This is a genomic window from uncultured Roseovarius sp., assembly GCF_947259555.1.
Classification (GTDB): domain Bacteria; phylum Pseudomonadota; class Alphaproteobacteria; order Rhodobacterales; family Rhodobacteraceae; genus Roseovarius.
Genome location: NZ_CAMYMD010000008.1, coordinates 75542 through 92248, shown reverse-complemented (window position 1 = coordinate 92248; position 16707 = coordinate 75542). Strand labels below are relative to the sequence as shown.

18 protein-coding genes are annotated in these 16707 nt (G+C 61.5%); 3 read left to right on the top strand and 15 right to left on the bottom strand.

Features of this window, described 5'->3' with window-relative positions:
* From Q0X85_RS01335 to Q0X85_RS01305, 7 genes are all read right to left on the bottom strand, one after another.
* The coding region (locus Q0X85_RS01335) for a formate--tetrahydrofolate ligase (RefSeq protein ID WP_297767964.1) at nucleotides 1–119 on the bottom strand (119 nt) is incomplete at its 3' end.
* A gap of 224 nt (nucleotides 120–343) precedes the next feature.
* On the bottom strand, nucleotides 344–955 hold the full coding sequence (locus tag Q0X85_RS01330) for a tetratricopeptide repeat-containing protein (RefSeq protein ID WP_297767947.1): 612 nt from the start codon (nucleotides 953–955) through the stop codon (nucleotides 344–346).
* Complete coding sequence (locus tag Q0X85_RS01325; RefSeq protein ID WP_297767944.1) at nucleotides 906–1613, bottom strand: ABC transporter ATP-binding protein; 708 nt, start codon at nucleotides 1611–1613, stop codon at nucleotides 906–908. The genes Q0X85_RS01330 and Q0X85_RS01325 overlap by 50 nt, the downstream gene beginning before the upstream one ends.
* Nucleotides 1603–2370, bottom strand: a complete 768-nt coding sequence (locus Q0X85_RS01320) for an ABC transporter ATP-binding protein (protein ID WP_297767941.1) — start codon at nucleotides 2368–2370, stop codon at nucleotides 1603–1605. Before Q0X85_RS01320 ends, Q0X85_RS01325 begins: the two co-directional genes overlap by 11 nt.
* A complete protein-coding gene (locus Q0X85_RS01315; protein ID WP_297767938.1) occupies nucleotides 2367–3344 on the bottom strand; it encodes a branched-chain amino acid ABC transporter permease in 978 nt (325 codons plus the stop codon). Before Q0X85_RS01315 ends, Q0X85_RS01320 begins: the two co-directional genes overlap by 4 nt.
* Nucleotides 3337–4206: a branched-chain amino acid ABC transporter permease gene (locus tag Q0X85_RS01310; protein ID WP_297767935.1), complete on the bottom strand. Its 870-nt coding sequence runs from the start codon at nucleotides 4204–4206 to the stop codon at nucleotides 3337–3339. Before Q0X85_RS01310 ends, Q0X85_RS01315 begins: the two co-directional genes overlap by 8 nt.
* Before the next feature lie 70 nt (nucleotides 4207–4276).
* A complete protein-coding gene (locus tag Q0X85_RS01305; RefSeq protein WP_297767932.1) occupies nucleotides 4277–5566 on the bottom strand; it encodes an ABC transporter substrate-binding protein in 1290 nt (429 codons plus the stop codon).
* 397 nt (nucleotides 5567–5963) lie between these two features.
* On the opposite strand from Q0X85_RS01305, the gene Q0X85_RS01300 reads away from it, so the two are divergent.
* A complete protein-coding gene (locus Q0X85_RS01300; protein WP_297767929.1) occupies nucleotides 5964–6692 on the top strand; it encodes an FCD domain-containing protein in 729 nt (242 codons plus the stop codon).
* 6 nt (nucleotides 6693–6698) lie between these two features.
* Here Q0X85_RS01300 and Q0X85_RS01295 read toward each other — a convergent pair whose 3' ends face one another.
* Entirely contained in the window at nucleotides 6699–8000 is a 1302-nt protein-coding gene (locus Q0X85_RS01295; protein ID WP_297767961.1) for an ABC transporter substrate-binding protein, read from the bottom strand.
* Nucleotides 8001–8162: 162 nt separating this feature from the next.
* Here Q0X85_RS01295 and Q0X85_RS01290 point away from each other — a divergent pair, with 162 nt between their 5' ends.
* Both Q0X85_RS01290 and mnmH read left to right on the top strand, forming a co-directional pair.
* Entirely contained in the window at nucleotides 8163–9500 is a 1338-nt protein-coding gene (locus Q0X85_RS01290) for an NAD(P)/FAD-dependent oxidoreductase (RefSeq protein ID WP_297767926.1), read from the top strand.
* A gap of 152 nt (nucleotides 9501–9652) precedes the next feature.
* On the top strand, nucleotides 9653–10687 hold the full coding sequence (gene mnmH, locus Q0X85_RS01285; protein WP_297767924.1) for a tRNA 2-selenouridine(34) synthase MnmH: 1035 nt from the start codon (nucleotides 9653–9655) through the stop codon (nucleotides 10685–10687).
* A gap of 43 nt (nucleotides 10688–10730) precedes the next feature.
* Here the strand turns inward: mnmH and dapD are convergent, their stop codons facing one another.
* From dapD to Q0X85_RS01250, 7 genes are all read right to left on the bottom strand, one after another.
* Nucleotides 10731–11558 carry a 2,3,4,5-tetrahydropyridine-2,6-dicarboxylate N-succinyltransferase gene (dapD, locus tag Q0X85_RS01280; RefSeq protein WP_297767922.1) on the bottom strand — a complete coding sequence of 276 codons (828 nt, stop codon included), beginning with the start codon at nucleotides 11556–11558 and terminating at the stop codon, nucleotides 10731–10733.
* A 93-nt stretch (nucleotides 11559–11651) separates the two neighbouring features.
* Nucleotides 11652–11978 (bottom strand): DUF3775 domain-containing protein, encoded by a 327-nt coding sequence (locus tag Q0X85_RS01275; protein WP_297767920.1) that lies wholly within the window; start codon nucleotides 11976–11978, stop codon nucleotides 11652–11654.
* A 66-nt stretch (nucleotides 11979–12044) separates the two neighbouring features.
* Nucleotides 12045–12779 (bottom strand): SDR family NAD(P)-dependent oxidoreductase, encoded by a 735-nt coding sequence (locus Q0X85_RS01270; RefSeq protein WP_297767918.1) that lies wholly within the window; start codon nucleotides 12777–12779, stop codon nucleotides 12045–12047.
* Nucleotides 12776–13336, bottom strand: a complete 561-nt coding sequence (locus tag Q0X85_RS01265; RefSeq protein WP_297767916.1) for a DUF3833 domain-containing protein — start codon at nucleotides 13334–13336, stop codon at nucleotides 12776–12778. Before Q0X85_RS01265 ends, Q0X85_RS01270 begins: the two co-directional genes overlap by 4 nt.
* Nucleotides 13337–13340: 4 nt before the next feature.
* Complete coding sequence (locus Q0X85_RS01260) at nucleotides 13341–14582, bottom strand: MFS transporter (RefSeq protein WP_297767914.1); 1242 nt, start codon at nucleotides 14580–14582, stop codon at nucleotides 13341–13343.
* Complete coding sequence (locus tag Q0X85_RS01255; protein WP_297767912.1) at nucleotides 14579–15334, bottom strand: DUF1365 domain-containing protein; 756 nt, start codon at nucleotides 15332–15334, stop codon at nucleotides 14579–14581. The genes Q0X85_RS01260 and Q0X85_RS01255 overlap by 4 nt, the downstream gene beginning before the upstream one ends.
* Complete coding sequence (locus Q0X85_RS01250; protein WP_297767910.1) at nucleotides 15331–16629, bottom strand: FAD-dependent oxidoreductase; 1299 nt, start codon at nucleotides 16627–16629, stop codon at nucleotides 15331–15333. The genes Q0X85_RS01255 and Q0X85_RS01250 overlap by 4 nt, the downstream gene beginning before the upstream one ends.
* Between the last annotated feature and the right edge of the window lie 78 nt (nucleotides 16630–16707).

The window sequence follows — 16707 nt, the reverse complement described above, 5'->3', positions numbered from 1 at the left end:
GCCTTGTCATGCCCGTAAGGCAGAAGATCGTCGCTCGATATCCCGAGCTTCGCCCCGATCTCCTGAATCGGACGCTTCCGCGCCTCACGCGCAATCTCAATGTCACTCTTGTAGCTCATGATCGGTCTCTCCTGTTGCCGTGAAAGCTCGAATGGATTGCGACGATCAGACCGGCATGACCTATGGGGTGCCCGTCCGACCACATGCAAATCCATGCCGATGCCACCACATGAATATTCACGAGGATCAATAAATATTCATGACAGTCAACATTCAATTTGCTTTACATTGACATTTCGAGGTCAGAAACTTGGATTGGATGACACTATCGGAAACCTGACGCTTAGCCCTCGGCAATAAGAAGCGCCGCCGCCAGAAACTTGCGCCCATCGTCAAAAACCGGGGGCTTTTCGCCACGCCACCTTGCGCAGATCGGGCGTTCGGGGCGACCTTCGGTCAGCAATTGTCGCATTGCCTGCCCGGTTTCGGCTGCGATTGCGCGATAACGCTTGCGCATGTTGTCGTGAAACGTCTCGCGGTGCAGCGCCTCCATCCGAAGGTGAAACAAAGACGACCGGCTGCGCGGTCTGAACACGAGATCGCCGACAGCCTCATCCGACCGCATCCAGCGGCTGAGCGCGCGTTTCTGCAGTGTTTCGGCCCTCGCGCCCTGCCCGTCGTCGCGCGCCAGAATGGCCAGATTGGCGAGTGACGTGGCGCGGCGCAAATCCTGCGCGCCAAAGAACAAGCGTGCCATCCACCCTGCCCGCCGCAACAACCGCTGCGCCGCCTGCCGGTCCCCTGCCATATGGGCGGCACAGCCCGCCTCGGTCAGCCGTTCCCAGACCAGATCGGCACGCGCCCATCCGGCTTGGCGGGCCGCGCGCATCTCGGTATCTGCGCTGTCAAAGCCCCAGATACGCGGCGCGAACATGTTCATTTCCACGAAGCTCATGGGCAGGCCCCTCCATTGCGGTATTCCCGGTTTCCAGCACATAGGCATGGTCGGCCAGTTCCAGCGCCAGTTCGGCATTCTGCTCCACCAGCACGACCGACAGGCCCTGTGCGTTGATTTCTTCGATGATGCGCGCGATTTCCTCGACGATCACGGGCGCAAGACCCATCGACGGCTCGTCCATCAGCAAAAGGCGTGGCTTTGACATCAAGGCACGGCCAATCGCCAGCATCTGCTGCTCGCCGCCCGACATGGTCTGTGCCCGCTGGCTACGCCTCTCGCGCAGGCGCGGAAAACGGTCGTAAACGCCATCCAGATCTGTCTCGATCCCGGCGGTATCGCGACGCAGGAACGCCCCCGTTCGAAGATTCTCCTCAACCGTCATGTCGGGAAAGATCCGTCGCCCCTCGGGCACGTGGGCGATGCCATGCGCGACGATCTTGTGGGCCGGCAGATGGTCGATCCGCTGCCCCTCGAACAGGATTTCGCCACGCGCGATCGGGACCATGCCCGACATCGCACGCAAAGTCGTGGTCTTGCCCGCGCCGTTGCCACCGATGATGGTCACGATCTTGCCCTGCGGCACGGCGATGGATATGTCGCGCACCGCGTTGATCTTGCCGTAGTTCACAGCAATCTTGCGCATTTCAAGCAACATGGCGCGCGCCCCCCAGATAGGCCTCGATCACCGCCGGATGGTGACGTATTTCGGCCGGCCCGCCTTCGGCCAGAAACTTGCCGAAACTCATGCAGGTGATGGTGTCGCACAGCCCCATGATCGCCTGCATGTCATGCTCAACCAGCAGAATGGTTATGCCATCGGCCTTGAGGCGGCGCATGAGGTCCATCATTTGCCGGGTCTCCTCGGGGTTCATGCCAGTAAACGGCTCGTCCAGCAGCATCACATCGGGATGGCTGGCATAGGCGACGGCCATTCCAAGGGCACGTTGGTGCCCGTGTGAGAGATCACCGGCCCGCTCCTCGACCAAGTCGCCTAGCCCGAAGAAGTCGAGCGCCTCACGCGCCCGCGCCTCGGCCCCGCGACGGTCTTCGCGATCCCAGCCGACGATGGCGGCAAAGATGTTGGGACGAAACGGCATATGCGTGCCGACAAGGGCGTTTTCCAGAACGGTCAGTTCGGCAAAAAGTGTGGAATGCTGAAAGGTGCGCACCACGCCCCGCCGCGCGACCTCGTGCATCTTGAGCCCCGATATATCCTCGCCCCGCAAGAGCACCTGCCCCGCAGTGGGGGTGTAGAAGCCCGAGATCATATTGAAGGTCGTCGTCTTGCCCGCGCCGTTCGGCCCGATCAGCCCATGGATGCTGCCATGCGCGACCTTGAAGGACAGTGTATCCACCGCGACCAAACCACCAAAGCGCATCGTCAAATCACGCATTTCGAGAAAATCGGTCATGCGGCTGCCTTTCTTTCGGGTGAGGGCGCGGCTTTGCGCGGCAGGACTTTCTGCACGATGCTTTCAAGGCCGTTGGGCAAAAACAGGATCGACAGGATCATGATCGCGCCATAAATGAGCGGTCTTGCCTGCTCAAAGCCGAGCTCGCGCAGGACGATCTCGTTGAGAATCGTCAGCAGAACGCAGCCCAGTATCGGGCCGTAAAAGGTCGCCGTGCCACCCACAATCGCCCATGTCAGCACAAAGACCATCACCTCGATATCAAACGAGTTGGGGTTGACCGTGCCGACGTAATGGCCCTGCAAGGCCCCGGCGATCCCGGCAAAGCCCGAAGCGATGGCAAAGGCCAGCGTGCGATAGGCGCGCAGATTGACGCCCGATGCCTGCGCCAGCTTGTCCTGCCAGTGCACCGCGTGAAAGGTCAGGCCCACGGGCGACTTCTCGATGCGCCACAGCACCCAAAGACAGATCATCACGACAAAACCGGCAAAGTAGTAGTAAGAGACCGGCTCGAAGAAATCAAAGCTGTAGAACCCAAGCGAGAAATCCGGCATCGGGTCGATCCCAGAGATCCCGCGCACGCCACCAAACGGCTCTCGGAAGCGCTTCCAGATCAAGCGGATGATCTCGCCAGCCGCGAATGACCCGATCAGGAAATAAAATCCCTTCATCCGAAAGAGCGGAAAGGACAGAAGCACGGCCAAGAGCGCCGAGGTGATCCCACCGAGCAGAATCGACACCGGCACGTTGACGCCCAGTTCCTTGGAAACGAGCGCCGAGGCATAGGCCCCCACCCCCATGATCACGACATGCCCGAGTGACCATTCGCCGGTCAGCGTAAGCAGCCGGTACGACGTTACCAACAGGATATTGATCACGAGAAAGACCAGAATTTCCTGCTGAGAAAAGCTCAGTCCATGTGGCAACGCGATCAGCGCGACCGCAGCGAGGACGAAAATCAGAGGTTTAAGCACGATCCGCACTCCCGAACAATCCGGTGGGTTTTACGATGAGCACGACCAGCATCAGCATGAGCCCGACGATGTCGGCCAGGACCCCGTCCCAGAATGTCGTGACGAACGTATGCACGAACGCGTAGACCACCGAGGCCACGATCGCGCCTTCGAGCGACCCGACGCCGCCCACGATGATCACGATAAAGGCGGTGACGATCACCGAATGCCCCATATGCGGGTTAACAGAGACCAGCGGCGCGGTCAGCGCGCCGGCGACACCGGCCAGCGCCGCGCCGATGAACATCGCGATACGCGCAGTCTGCGTGATCGAGATCCCCTGCAGGGCCGCCGCCTCGGGGTCTTGTGCCGAGGCGCGCAACGCCCAGCCAAACCGCGTGCGCTTGAGGAAGTACCACAGCGCGCCAAGCAGCACGACCGCAGCGACGATCACATAAAGCCGTGCGACCGGCAGCCCCACTTTGTCCGTGAAGCGCACCACCTCCTGTGTCACAGGCGGAATGTGCTCCATCCGCACGCCGAATCCCATGACCGCAAGGGACTGGAGGATCATCAGAAACCCGATCGAGGCCACGAGACCGCCCAGCGGGTTATCCTTGAGCGGGCGAAACAGTCCCCATTCCATCACGAGGCCCAGAAGGCCCACGAAAAGCATGCCGATCGGCACCGCGATGAAGAAGGGCAGATGCATGTCTGCATAGAGCGCCACGATCGCGTACGCGCCAGCCATGAACAGCTCGCCATGGGCGAAATTCACCACGCCCATGACACCGAAGATCAGCACGAGGCCAACCGCGACCAAAGAAATATAGCTTGCTGCATAGACGGCATTTAGGCCGGTCTGCGCCAGAAGTTCCATCATGGGAAGAGCTCGGATCTTAGAGGGAAAGGCAACAGCGCCCGCGAGCCGGGCGCTGTTCTTGGCCGTGCTATCAGCTGCGCTGATCCCACATCTGGCCGTAATCCTGCATATGCTTGATCAGCAGATCGCCGTGCCGGTTGTACCAATCAGGGATAGATCTGAATTCCTTGATCGTGGCCTTGCCATTCTCAATGGCCACGACCGGCCAATCCCCGACAAGAGCATTGTTGATGCCAAAGAGCTCCTCACCCCACCATTCCGCATCGCCGAACGCGTGGTTTCCGGGGCCCTCCTGCATGGCGGCGATCACCGCGTCCGGATCGGCCGAGCCGGCCTTTTCCGCTGCCGCCTTCCACAGGTCCATGATTGACGCGTATTCCCAGCTCACAGCGCCCCATTGCCCAGGATGCCGCTTGTTGTATTCCGCGTAAAATCCGTTCGGATCGTCAAAGTTTACGGTGTCCGCGTTGAGGGCGGGATCGTCGAAATCAGGGAACTGGAAAATGAACCCCTCCATGAAGTCCTTGGAGGTCTTGGCGATCATCTGATCATAGAAGTCCGCCGTGCAGCTGATGATCTGGCCGCCAAAATTCTGCTGAAAGAGTTGCTCGGCAATCGGATGCACATAATCCGAATAGCAGGTGTCGAGGCAGATGATATCGGGGTTCTTGGCCAGAAGCCGCGTCACCACCGGTGCGAAATCGGTGGTCGAGGGATCGAACAGGAGGGGCTCATCCAGCATCTCGATGCCGGCGGCTTCGAACGCGGCAAGATAGGTCGCCACCGACGGCAGACCGAGCGCGTCATCCTGCGCGCACATCACCGCTGTTTTCAGCTCCGGCTTGTTCTGCGCCAGCCACTCTACGCCGGTCACGTTGTAAATCGGGTGCACTTCGGCCGGTGCCAGAAGCGTGGTTGTGTCGGGCGACAGATCTGACGGAAGCAGCGTCGAAAAGAGCATCCCGGTGCGTTCGGCCACAGGCTGCACGCCGGGCCATGTGTCCCCGCCGAGCATCATGATAAAGCTGACGCCGTCCTCGCGGATGAGCTTGGTCGCCCCGGTCCGCGCCTTGGCCGGGTCGTATTCATTGTCATAGGCCACGAACTCGACCGGGTGCGCGCCGTCCGACAGCGTGATGCCGCCTGCGGCGTTCACCCGCTCGGCCCAGATTTCGCAGCCGTCAAGGCCAGGCTTGCCCCATGCGGCGACAGCCCCTGTCAGTGGCGCCAGAAAGCCGATCTTGATCGGCTCGCCCGCCGCGAGGGCCATCTTCGGCAGGCCAAGAGCTGCGGTCGCCGCGGCGGATGTTTTCAGAAAGGTCCGACGGGTGAACCCCGAAGCAGTGAATTTGGAAAGCATGCGTTCCTCCAACTATTGGCGCCGCGCGCCATCCGCGCAGCAAAGCGTAGCCATGAGTGACCTTTGTGGTTCATTGCCAACCTCGAAAACTATACCAGTTCAGGAAATTGGTTTGGCTTACCCCGCAACGCTAGCAAAGCGATTTGAAACCCACAAGAAAATTTGTTTCTTATAGTTATAATTAAATCATTCAAACAGCGCAGCCAACTCTATTTGCACATAAAATTGGCGCTCTGATCGCCTTTAATTGGCCCAGTTTGCGCGCAGCGATCCGTCAAACTGGTCCGGTAAGCGCCTGCAATTGGTCCACCCCTCACTGTGTTCAGCTTGTGATCCGACTGCAATCCACCTAAGTTTCAACCGAATTAGTTGCGCGCCAGACGAAGGACAGCACAGTATGGCCAGCCCCAATCCGCGCACCGATGCGCAGCTCGTCACCAACCATTCGGTCGGTGCGACGGTACAGGTCGTGATCGACAGCCTCTTCGCACGCATCCAGTCCGAGGAATATCCCGAGGGCGCGCGCCTGCCCTCGGAACGCACCCTGTCGACAGAGCTGGGCGTGGCCCGCAACACAGTGCGCGAAGCTCTCGACGTGCTCGAATCACGCCATATCATCCGCCGCAGGGCGGGCTCGGGCAGCTTTGTCACCTACAAGACCCAGCACAGCCGTATCGGCAATCGCAGCGCCCTGGCCGAGAATATCAGCCCGCTCGATCACCTCGTCGTCCGCGGTATTCTGGAGCCTGAGATGATCCGCCTCGCGGTGATCCACATGACACCCCGCGATATCATGGAGCTCGATGACATCCTGTCCCGCATGGAAGCCATCAGCACTGACGCCGCAGCCTTCGTGAAATGCGAAGAGGATTTTTACCGCAAGATCGCGACCGGCACGGGCAATCCGCTGCTCGCGTCATGCTACGATCTGGCCATCGATGCCTGCATGCAGACGTTCCGTTCACGCATGATGCGGCGGCACCTGACGCCCAGGCGCATCGAAGACTACCAAAAACGCTACAACGCGCTCTTCAATACGATCTCCTCGCGCGATGTGGAAACGGCTGTGGAATACATCAAGCTGCACCTCATCGAAGAGCAGAAAACCCTTTTGCAAGAGGACTAACGCAGCCTATTGCGAGACCAGACGCGCATCGAGGCACGCCTTGCCCGGCCCTTGCCCGTGGCGCTGATGCCATAGCTGGCCAAGCGCCTCCATCTCCTCGCGCAGCAACGCCTCGTTCCGGGCGAGCCAATCCGGGATCGAGCCGAACTCGACAATGCGTGCCTTGCCATCCCTGATCTGCACCACCGGCCAATCCCCGATAAGTGTGTGGTTGAGGCCGAACATGTCTTCACCCCACCATTGCGCAGGGCCGAATGCATGGATCGCCTGCCCCATCTGACGCATCGCCGCCAGCACCGACACCGAATTGACTGTGCCCGCCCGCTCGACCGCCGATTGCCATATGTCCAAAATCGCCGCGTATTCCCAGCTTACCGCAGTCCAGCTTCCAGGAAAGCGCGCGTTGTACTCGTCAAAGAAAACCTGCGGCTGATTGAAGAAAAACGCCTTTTCCGCAAGGAGCGGGTCATCGAAGTCAGGGAACTGAAACAGGAACCCTTCCATGAAATCCGGCGAGGTCAGCGCGATCAATTGCTCATAGCTATCTGCCGTGCAACTCAGGATTTGGCCGGCGAAGCCCTGCGCAAAGGCGTATTCGGTCATCGCGTGAACCATCGGCGTATAGCTCGCGCACCAGCACAGCATATCCGGAGAACGTGCCAGCATCGGCGCGACAACGTCCTGCGCCTGCGCCGTCTCTGGATCGTACCTGACTTCCTCGACAATCCTGATCCCGGCCGCCTTGAACGCTGCACGATACGCCGCCAGCGCCGGCAGTCCGAGGGCATCGGTCTGCGCGCAGAGCGCCACGGTGCGAATCTCCGGCCGATGCCGCGCGACCCAGTCCACAGCCGTGACCGTGTAGATCGGCAGCGATTCGCCGGGCGCGATGAGATAGGGCGTGTCCGGTGACAGGTCGCTCGTCAGAAGCGATGACGTCAGCACCTTTTGACCCATCAGGTAGTCGCGTACAGCGGAAAAGGAATCGCCCCCGAGCATCATCATCAGCGAAACGTCGTGCTCCTGTACGAGATGTCGGGCCCCGTCCAGCGCCCGTTCGGACTCGTATCCGCAATCGTATGCCTCCAACTTGACCGGAAAGCGCCGCCCCCCAAGCAGCACGCCGCCCGCCCGGTTGAGCCAGTCCACCCACATACGACACCCATTTAGGCCCGGCAGTCCCCACGATTCGACCGGCCCGCTCAAAGGGGCCAAAAATCCTATGGTAATCGCCCGCTGCATCCCCACGGAAAACTTGGGAAGAGCACTCCGGACAGCCAGACGTTGTGCGAAACTGGAATTGGACATGATCGTTTTTAGCACGTTCAACAGGCTGCGCCAGCCGGATCTTGGGAAAATATTATTCTTGGAAAGAAAATTTATTGACAAGAGGTCCAACGCAACTCCAGTCTGGCATGGACCAAAAGAACCAATATGGAAATATTGGTCCATGCCAACTTGGAGGGATACATGACAAAAAAGAGAATTGCGATCATCGGCGCGGGCCCATCCGGTCTAGCGCAGCTGCGGGCCTTTCAATCCGCCGCTGCGAAGGGCGCCGAGATCCCCGAGATCGTCTGCTTCGAAAAACAGCAGAACTGGGGCGGCCTGTGGAACTACACATGGCGCACCGGCCTCGATGAATATGGCGAGCCGGTGCACGGCTCAATGTATCGTTACCTGTGGTCCAACGGCCCCAAGGAGGGGCTGGAATTTGCCGATTATTCCTTTGAAGAGCACTTCGGCAAGCAGATCGCGTCCTATCCGCCTCGCGCCGTCCTGTTCGACTATATCGAGGGCCGTGTGAAAAAGGCCGAGGTCCGCGACCTCATCCGCTTTAGCACCGCCGTCCGCTGGGTCGAGAAGGATGGTGACACATTCCAGGTCACTGTTTGTCACCTCCCCGAAGATCGCACATATACCGAAGAATTCGATCAAGTCATCGTCTGTTCGGGTCATTTCAGCACGCCCAATGTCCCCCACTTCGCTGGCTTCGAAACCTTCAAGGGCCGCGTCCTGCACGCCCATGATTTCCGCGATGCGCTGGAATTCAAGGACAAGGACATCCTGATCGTCGGCACCAGCTATTCCGCCGAGGATATCGGCTCGCAATGCTGGAAATACGGGTGCAAGTCGATAACTGTCAGCCATCGCACGGCCCCCATGGGCTATAAGTGGCCCGACAACTGGCAGGAAGTGCCCTTGTTACAAAAGGTTGTTGGCAACACCGCCCATTTCAAGGATGGCACGACCAAGGACGTCGATGCCGTGATCCTGTGCACCGGCTACAAGCACCATTTCCCGTTCCTGCCCGACGATCTCCGCCTCAAGACCGCCAACCGGCTGGCGACCGCCGATCTCTACAAGGGCGTGGTCTATGTCCCCGAACCGGACCTGTTCTATATCGGCATGCAGGATCAGTGGTTCACCTTCAACATGTTCGACGCTCAGGCATGGTGGGTGCGGGATGTCATCATGGGGCGCATCGCTCTGCCGGACCGCGCCACGATGGAGGCCGATGTCGCCGAGCGCGTCGCGCGCGAGGATGCGGGCGAGGATGACTATGACGCGATCTGGTATCAGGGCGGCTATGTGAAAGAGCTTATCGACGAGACCGACTATCCGAGTTTCGATGTCGAGGGCGCCTGCAAGGCATTCAAGGAATGGAAGGGTCACAAGAAAGAGAACATCATGACCTTCCGCGATAACGCCTATAAATCGGTTATCACCGGCACCATGGCCCCCAAGCACCACACACCGTGGAAAGACGCGCTCGACGACAGTCTCGACGTTTACCTGCAGAACTGAGTTTCCCTGCCTGGGGTGGGCGGCATGCGCTGGCTCACCCCTTTTTTCAGCACCTGCCGGCGCGTCGACCCTGGTATCAGGGGTTGCACTCGCGTGCGGGCGGGCGCATTCAAAGACATGCAATATCACAGCTCTGATCGCATGGTGCCTTGATGCCCATCGCCCTCGACAGCCTCACCACCCTCAGGCACCTGCCTTTCGATGACATCATCGATGTGCGCACGCCCGACGAATTCGCCGAAGACCACATTCCCGGTGCGATCAACCTGCCAGTGCTCTCCAATGCCGAGCGCGCGCGCGTTGGCACCATCTATGTGCAAGAGGACCGCTTTCTCGCCCGCAAGATCGGCGCGGCGCTTGTCTCACGCAACGCCGCCGCGCATCTGGAAGGCCCGCTTGCCGACCGGTCGGGCGGCTGGCGTCCCTTGGTCTATTGCTGGCGCGGCGGGCAGCGCTCGGGCTCTTTCACGGTGATCCTGCAACAGATCGGCTGGCAGGCCGACACGATCGCAGGGGGGTATCAGACGTATCGCCGCCTCGTTTCACAAGCACTCTATGAGCAAGACCTCGGTCTGCGTCTCGTGCTGATCGACGGGGGCACCGGCACCGCCAAGACGCGGCTTCTCTGGCATCTGGCCGATGAGGGGGCCCAGATGCTTGATCTGGAGGGGTTGGCGGCGCATCGCGGGTCGGTCTTTGGGCCAGTGGTCGGCGGGCAGCCCGCGCAGAAGGGGTTCGAGAGCGCGCTTGCCGCGCAACTCGTCCGCTTCGATCCCTTGCGGCCAATATTTGTCGAAGCGGAAAGCCCCCGAATTGGCCGCATCAACCTGCCCCCTGCCCTGACCAAGGCGATGCAGACCGCCCCCGCCGTGCGTCTTGAGGCGCCACTCACTGCGCGGGTGGCCCATATCTGCGAGGAATACGCAGACCTGATCGACGACACAGCGCGGCTCGACTCGATTCTTGCGCAACTCATCCGCTATCACGGCCACGAGCAGGTGACCGTATGGCGCGCCCTTGCCGCGTCGGGGGATTTTGCACAGCTGGTACGTGAGTTGATCGAGGTGCATTACGACCCACGCTACACGCGCATCAACCGCAGTGCCGCATCGCCAGTGCTGCGCTTGCCGGACCTGACCGGGTCCAGCCTCCGACATGTCGCAAGACAGCTGATTGAAACAACATAGCCCCGCGCAGTCCTGCGCGGAGCGATGCCGTCAAAACCGCGTTTCAGTCGCGCAGCAGTTCGTTGATCCCGGTCTTCGAGCGGGTCTGCGCATCGACCCGCTTGACGATCACGGCGCAATAGAGGTTGAGGTTGTTCTTGGTCGGCATGCTGCCTGACACGACCACCGAGTAGGACGGCACTTCACCGATAAAGACCTTGCCGGTCTCGCGGTCCACAATCTTGGTGGATTTGCCGATATAGACACCCATACCCAGGACCGAGCCCTCGCGCACGATGCAGCCCTCGACCACCTCCGAGCGCGCGCCGATAAAGCAGTTGTCCTCGATGATCGTCGGGCCGGCCTGCATCGGCTCCAGCACACCGCCGATGCCGACACCGCCCGACAGATGCACCCCCTTGCCGATCTGCGCGCAGGAGCCGACCGTGGCCCATGTGTCGACCATGGTGCCCTCATCCACATAGGCACCCAGGTTCACAAAGCTGGGCATCAGCACCACGCCGGGCGCGATATAGGCGGATTTGCGCACCACGCAGTTGGGCACCGCGCGGAACCCGGCAGAGCGCCACTCGGCCTCGCCCCAACCCTTGAACTTGCTGTCGACCTTGTCCCACCAGCCACCGCCTTGGGGACCATTGTCGTGGATCTCCATATCCTTGATACGAAAGCCCAGAAGGACCGCTTTCTTGGCCCACTGGTTCACATGCCAATCACCGTTGTCCTGCCGCTCGGCGACACGCAGTGTGCCGCTGTCGAGCGCGTTGAGCGTCTCTTCGATGGCCTCGCGCGTCTCTCCCCCTGTCGCGGGCGTGATCGTATCGCGCGCCTCCCAGGCAGATTCGATTGCAGTTTCCAGTGCGGCGTTCGACATAGGGCGTCTCCTCGGGTTTTCATCGCGTGTCCCCCTCGCCTATAGGGCCAAGCGAAGACGGGATCAATGCGCCCCGGCGCCGGACCAAGTGCCTTATCCGCCTCGTATCAGTTCATCCTCGTCATCCGCCGCCGACAGGCCCAACGCCTCCAACCCGTTTTCCAGATGATCCGACAGGTGGGGCGAGCCAAGCAGGTAATCCGCGCAGGGGGTCGTTGCCTCTTCAAAGGCGGTGCGCTTGGCCTCTTTGAGATCCTCGGCCTCGAAGCTGCCGCGTCCGATCCACATGACGGCCACCAGGCTCGCCTGTTCCTCCTCGCTCAATCGGTCTATGAAAGCACGCAGTTCACCTTCGGCCCGGTCCAGTTCTCGGGCCATGAGAATGATCTGCGCGATCTTGTGCACTGTGATGTCGATCATGGCATAGTCTCCTGTTGCGCTAGTCTAGCACAGGAATGCCGGGCGGGTCGTCCCCCGTCCTTGATCTTACGCAAATAGCCGGTAATAGGCCCAGTCCGGCAGGAACCGCGACAGGCGAAACAGATAGCTGAAGAGGCGCGGGAAATGGCGCTGAAAGGCGCTGTCATCGCACATCAGTTCGAACATCTCCTGCGCTGCATCCTCGGGCGACATGATGAACGGCATCTTGAACTTGTTCTTGTCGGTCAGCCGCGTCTTGATAAAGCCGGGATTGGCCAGTTGCACGCGCACGCCGGTGCGCCACAGATCGGCGCGCATCGATTCGGCAAGGTTCATGACCCCCGCCTTTGAGGCGGTGTATCCAATGGCCCCCGGCAAGCCGCGAAACCCCGAGAGCGAACCGGTCAGCACCACGTGCCCCACATCGCGCGCCACCATTCCGGGGATCACCGCGCCCAGCACCCGCACCGCGCCGGTGAAATTCACATCGGCCATCGCGGTGACTTCATCGGCCTGCCACTCCGTCGAGGGCATCGGCCAGTAAACGCCCGCCAGATAAACCAGCCCGTCAACCTCGCCTACCGCCTTGGCCGCCTCGGTCACGCTGGCGTCGTCGCGCACATCCATGGCGACGGCGCGCGCGCCCCCCGGCAGGACCGCGACCAGCTCTTCCAGCCGGTCGGCGTTGCGGGCCGAGACGATCACCTCGGCGCCTGCCGCGCTGATCTTGTGGGCGAGGGCCGCGCCCAGCCCCTCGCTCGCGCCCACCAGCCAATAGCGTTTGCCCTGCCAGTCGGTCATGCGTCCACCCGGCGCATGGTCGCCACCAGTTCCGCCACCTTGATGCCGAACTTGCGGAATTGGCTGCGGTTCACCACCTCACCGCCGGGGGTGAGATACATCCAGTCGGTCACGCTCAGGACATGACCGCCCGCCTCCTCGGGCAGGCGGATGCGATAGCTGAGCCGCGTCGCCGCGCCCATCTGCTGGCCGGTCCCGGGGCCCACCAGATCATCCGCCTCGGCGCGGATGGACCCGTCATTGCCCAGTTCCAGCCGCCATTCGCGATCCTGGCTGTTGCCGCTGTCATAGTCGAAATGCTCGCGCATGATGCCACGATTGCCCTGCCAGTGCGCCTCGAAATCGCCGGTGAAGCGCGAGGCGACGCGGCCAAGCGGGCCATAGATCACGCCCTCGCATTTGATCGGACCGTTAAGGTGCTCGCGCAGGTCGAACCGTGGCTCCAACTTTGCGTAATCCTGCGGGGCCTGCGCCGAAAACCCCGCGTATCGCTCCTTGAGCAATACAAGGCCCAGCATGATCGCGGCCCCCAGCAGGATGAAACCAAAAGCGTCCATCGGGTCAGCTCCTTTCCTCAATCGGTGTTCGGGCCAAGAGCGCAATGGCCATGAGTTTGAGCGCGCAGGGCAATCCGCCATAAAGCAGGCTGAGCAGGCGCAAGGCACCCTCGTCGTTGTCCTGTCCGGCGGCAAAACCACCCGCCTGCAACAGCGGCAAGAGGCTCACGGCGGCCAGCGCGAGGGTGAATTTCGACACGAAGGACCAAAGGCCAAAGCCTTCGGCGGCACCGGGCGAAATCTCCGACAGGCGGCGCGCAAAGAGCGCGGGCAGCAGCGTCATGTCCGCGCCCACGGCCGCGCCGGAGACGATGCAGATGATGCCAAAGGCCCAAAGATCGCCCGCACTGAGAAGGATGGCCCAAGCAAAGGCCGCGATGGCCAGTACCATTGCCCCGAGCAGCACGCGCTTGGCCCCATAAGCCTCGGCCAGCTTGCTCCACGCCGGGGCGGCGAGCGCGGCGGACAGAAAGAAGATCAGAAGGAACGGCCCCTCCCATCCCGGCGCTTGCAGCCGGCTTTCGACGAAGAACAGAAACAGCGTGGAACTCACTGCCACAGGCGCCGCGTTGAACAGCGCCACGACCAGCAACCGCCGCGCGGTTTGATCGCGCAGGACCGGGCCAAAGCCGGTGCCGTCGGGCACGTCGGTGGCCCCCCATTGCCCGGTCATGGCAAGCGCGGCGACAAGCGCGAGCGCTGCAAAGGCCACCGCGAACCCCGCATAACCACCAAGTGCCAGCGGGGCCACGGCGGCGGCACAGATCCCCAGAAGTGCACCGGTCTCGCGCCAGCGTGCCAGCCGCAGATGACCCTGACCCGGCAGGTAGGCAGCACTTGCCACACCTTGGGCGTAAAAGCAGATGGTGAGGTAGCTGAAGGCGGAAAAGACCACCGTCAGCATGCCCGCGAACCACCACAGCGGCGCAATCGGCGGGATCACGGCGAACAGTCCCAGCATCGCCGCCGCCATGGCAACAACCGCCACCGCGACGCTGACAGCGCGATGCCTGCGCAGCCGCGCGCTCAGCCGTCCAAGCAGCGGGTCCTGCACCACATCGAGCAGGCGCAGCACAAAGAGCACCGAGCCAAGCGCGGCCAGCGAGACGCCATATTCATCGACGTAAAACTTGGGCGCGTGGATATAGAGCGGCAGCCCCGCCGCCGCCAGAAGGGCGGCAAAGACGGCAAAGCCGGGCAGTCGCGGGCCAATGCCCGTTGCGGATATGGTGGCGGCGTGGCTCACCGGCTGATTTCCTCGGAGGGTGGCGGCGGCGGCGAGCGGAACCGCGCGCCCTTCCACCACAGCTTGAACGCCTGCCAGTGAATGAGCCCCAGCACCCGGCGCGACCCGAAGGGGCGGCGCAGCGCGGCCATCATCAGTCCCCCGGTCCTAAGCGGCTTGCGCGGGCCGACCAAAGTGGCGATCACCCCGCCATTCCCCCCGGTAAAATCGATCCAGATGCCAATCCGGTCGGGCCGCAGATCAAAGCGGAATTCATAGCCGCCCTCGATCCGCAAGAAGGGTGAGACGTAGAAAATCTTGGCCGCATGGAGCCTGTCCTGCGCCGTGATCGGCGCAAGGTCGTCGCGGTGGCACAGATAGGAATGCCGCTCGCCATAGGTATTGGACACCTCGGCGATGATCACCCGCACCTCGTCCTGCGCGTCGCGGCAGATCCAGAACGAGACCGGGTTGAACACATGGCCCAGCACGCGGGGCTGCGCCAACAGTTCGATCCGCGCAGGCGCGGGCATTTGCCGGTCGGCCAGCACCTCGCGCACCCACGCGGCACCGCGCCCATGCCCCGGCGTACCGCCGTGGTCTTTGTCCCATAGCGACACGAATGCACGGCGATTGCGCCCAAAGAGACCGGGGGCCTTTACGTCGGCCTCGGCATCCAGAAGCACGTAGTCGATGCCGTAGCGAAACGCGTTCTCGACCGCACCTTTGCGCCCGTGCCAGGTGTGACCAGCGATATGATCGACCGCACTCATTCCGCCGCCACCGGCATCGCGTCGCGCGCACAGATCGCCTCGGCCACCTCAAGCCCGCTCGACAACCCGTCCTCGTGAAAACCGTGCCGCATCCAAGCCCCGCAGAACCATGTGTTACGCCGTCCATTCTGCGCTCGCACCCGGTCCTGTGCTGCCAGGGCGCTCAGGTCATACACAGGGTGTCGCAGCGTGACCTGATCGTAAATCAACTCTTCTCGAATGGGCCGCGTGGTATTGAGCGTGACGAAATGTGGATCGTCCTGCGGTATGGGTTGCAGGCTGTTCATCCAGTATGTGAGGTCGATCTGGCCGGTACGTTTTACCTTGGCCTCGGTGTAGTTCCACGACGACCAGACCGCGCGGCGTTTCGGCATCACCGAGGGGTCGGCATGCAGGATTATATCGTTGGGCTGATACGCTATGGCCCCCGCATCGCCACGCTCGATCTCATCGGCATCCGAGAGCATGCGCATGGCGTCATCGCTATGGGTGGCGAGCACCACCTCGTCAAAGAATTCCCAATCGGCGCCCTGCACCCTTATTTCCACGCCCACGGGCAGCCGCCTGACGCCCGCCACGGCGGCCCCTAAACGTATATCGCACCCTTTGGCCCGCAGCGATTGTTCCAGCAGGGAAACGTAGGTCACCGATCCGCCTTGCACGGTGAACCATTGATGCTGCTGATCGTAGCCCAGCAATCCGTGATTCTTGAAAAACGTGACCAACGCATGTGCTGGAAAGCCCAGAACCTGTTCGACAGGCATGGACCAGATCGCACCGGAGAAAGGCGTCAGGTAATAGTCTCGAAAGTATCGCCCCAATCGCATCTTCTCGATCAACCCGCCCATCGTCAGGCCCACCTCCTGCGACGCGGCAAGCGCACCGGCGTTGAAACGGAAAATATCCCGCAGCATGCCCCAAAAGATCGGATTGAAGGCGTTTCTCTTTTGAGCGAAGAACGCCTCGGCACCCTCCAGCCCATATTCCATTCGACCGCCTCGAAAGGAAGCGCCAAAGCTCATGGTACTCGGGACCACCGGCACATTGAGGCGATCAAACAGCGCGGTCAGGTGTGGGTAGGTGGCGTAGTTGAACACGATAAAGCCGGTATCCACCGGCCGGTCGCCATCCCTGCCGGCGATCACAGTCCGCGCGTGACCGCCAAGCCTACGCTCGGCCTCGAACAGCACAACATCATGTGCGCCCGCCAGCCGCTCGGCTGCCCCCATTCCGGAAATACCCGCACCGATGACGGCAATCCGCTTGCGCGCAACGGCGCTGGTCTCGAATGGCATGAATACGTCTACCCGTTTGATTTTAAGTTACGCTGATTTACGGGCAGCCGGACAAAACGGATTACAATGACTTTCAAT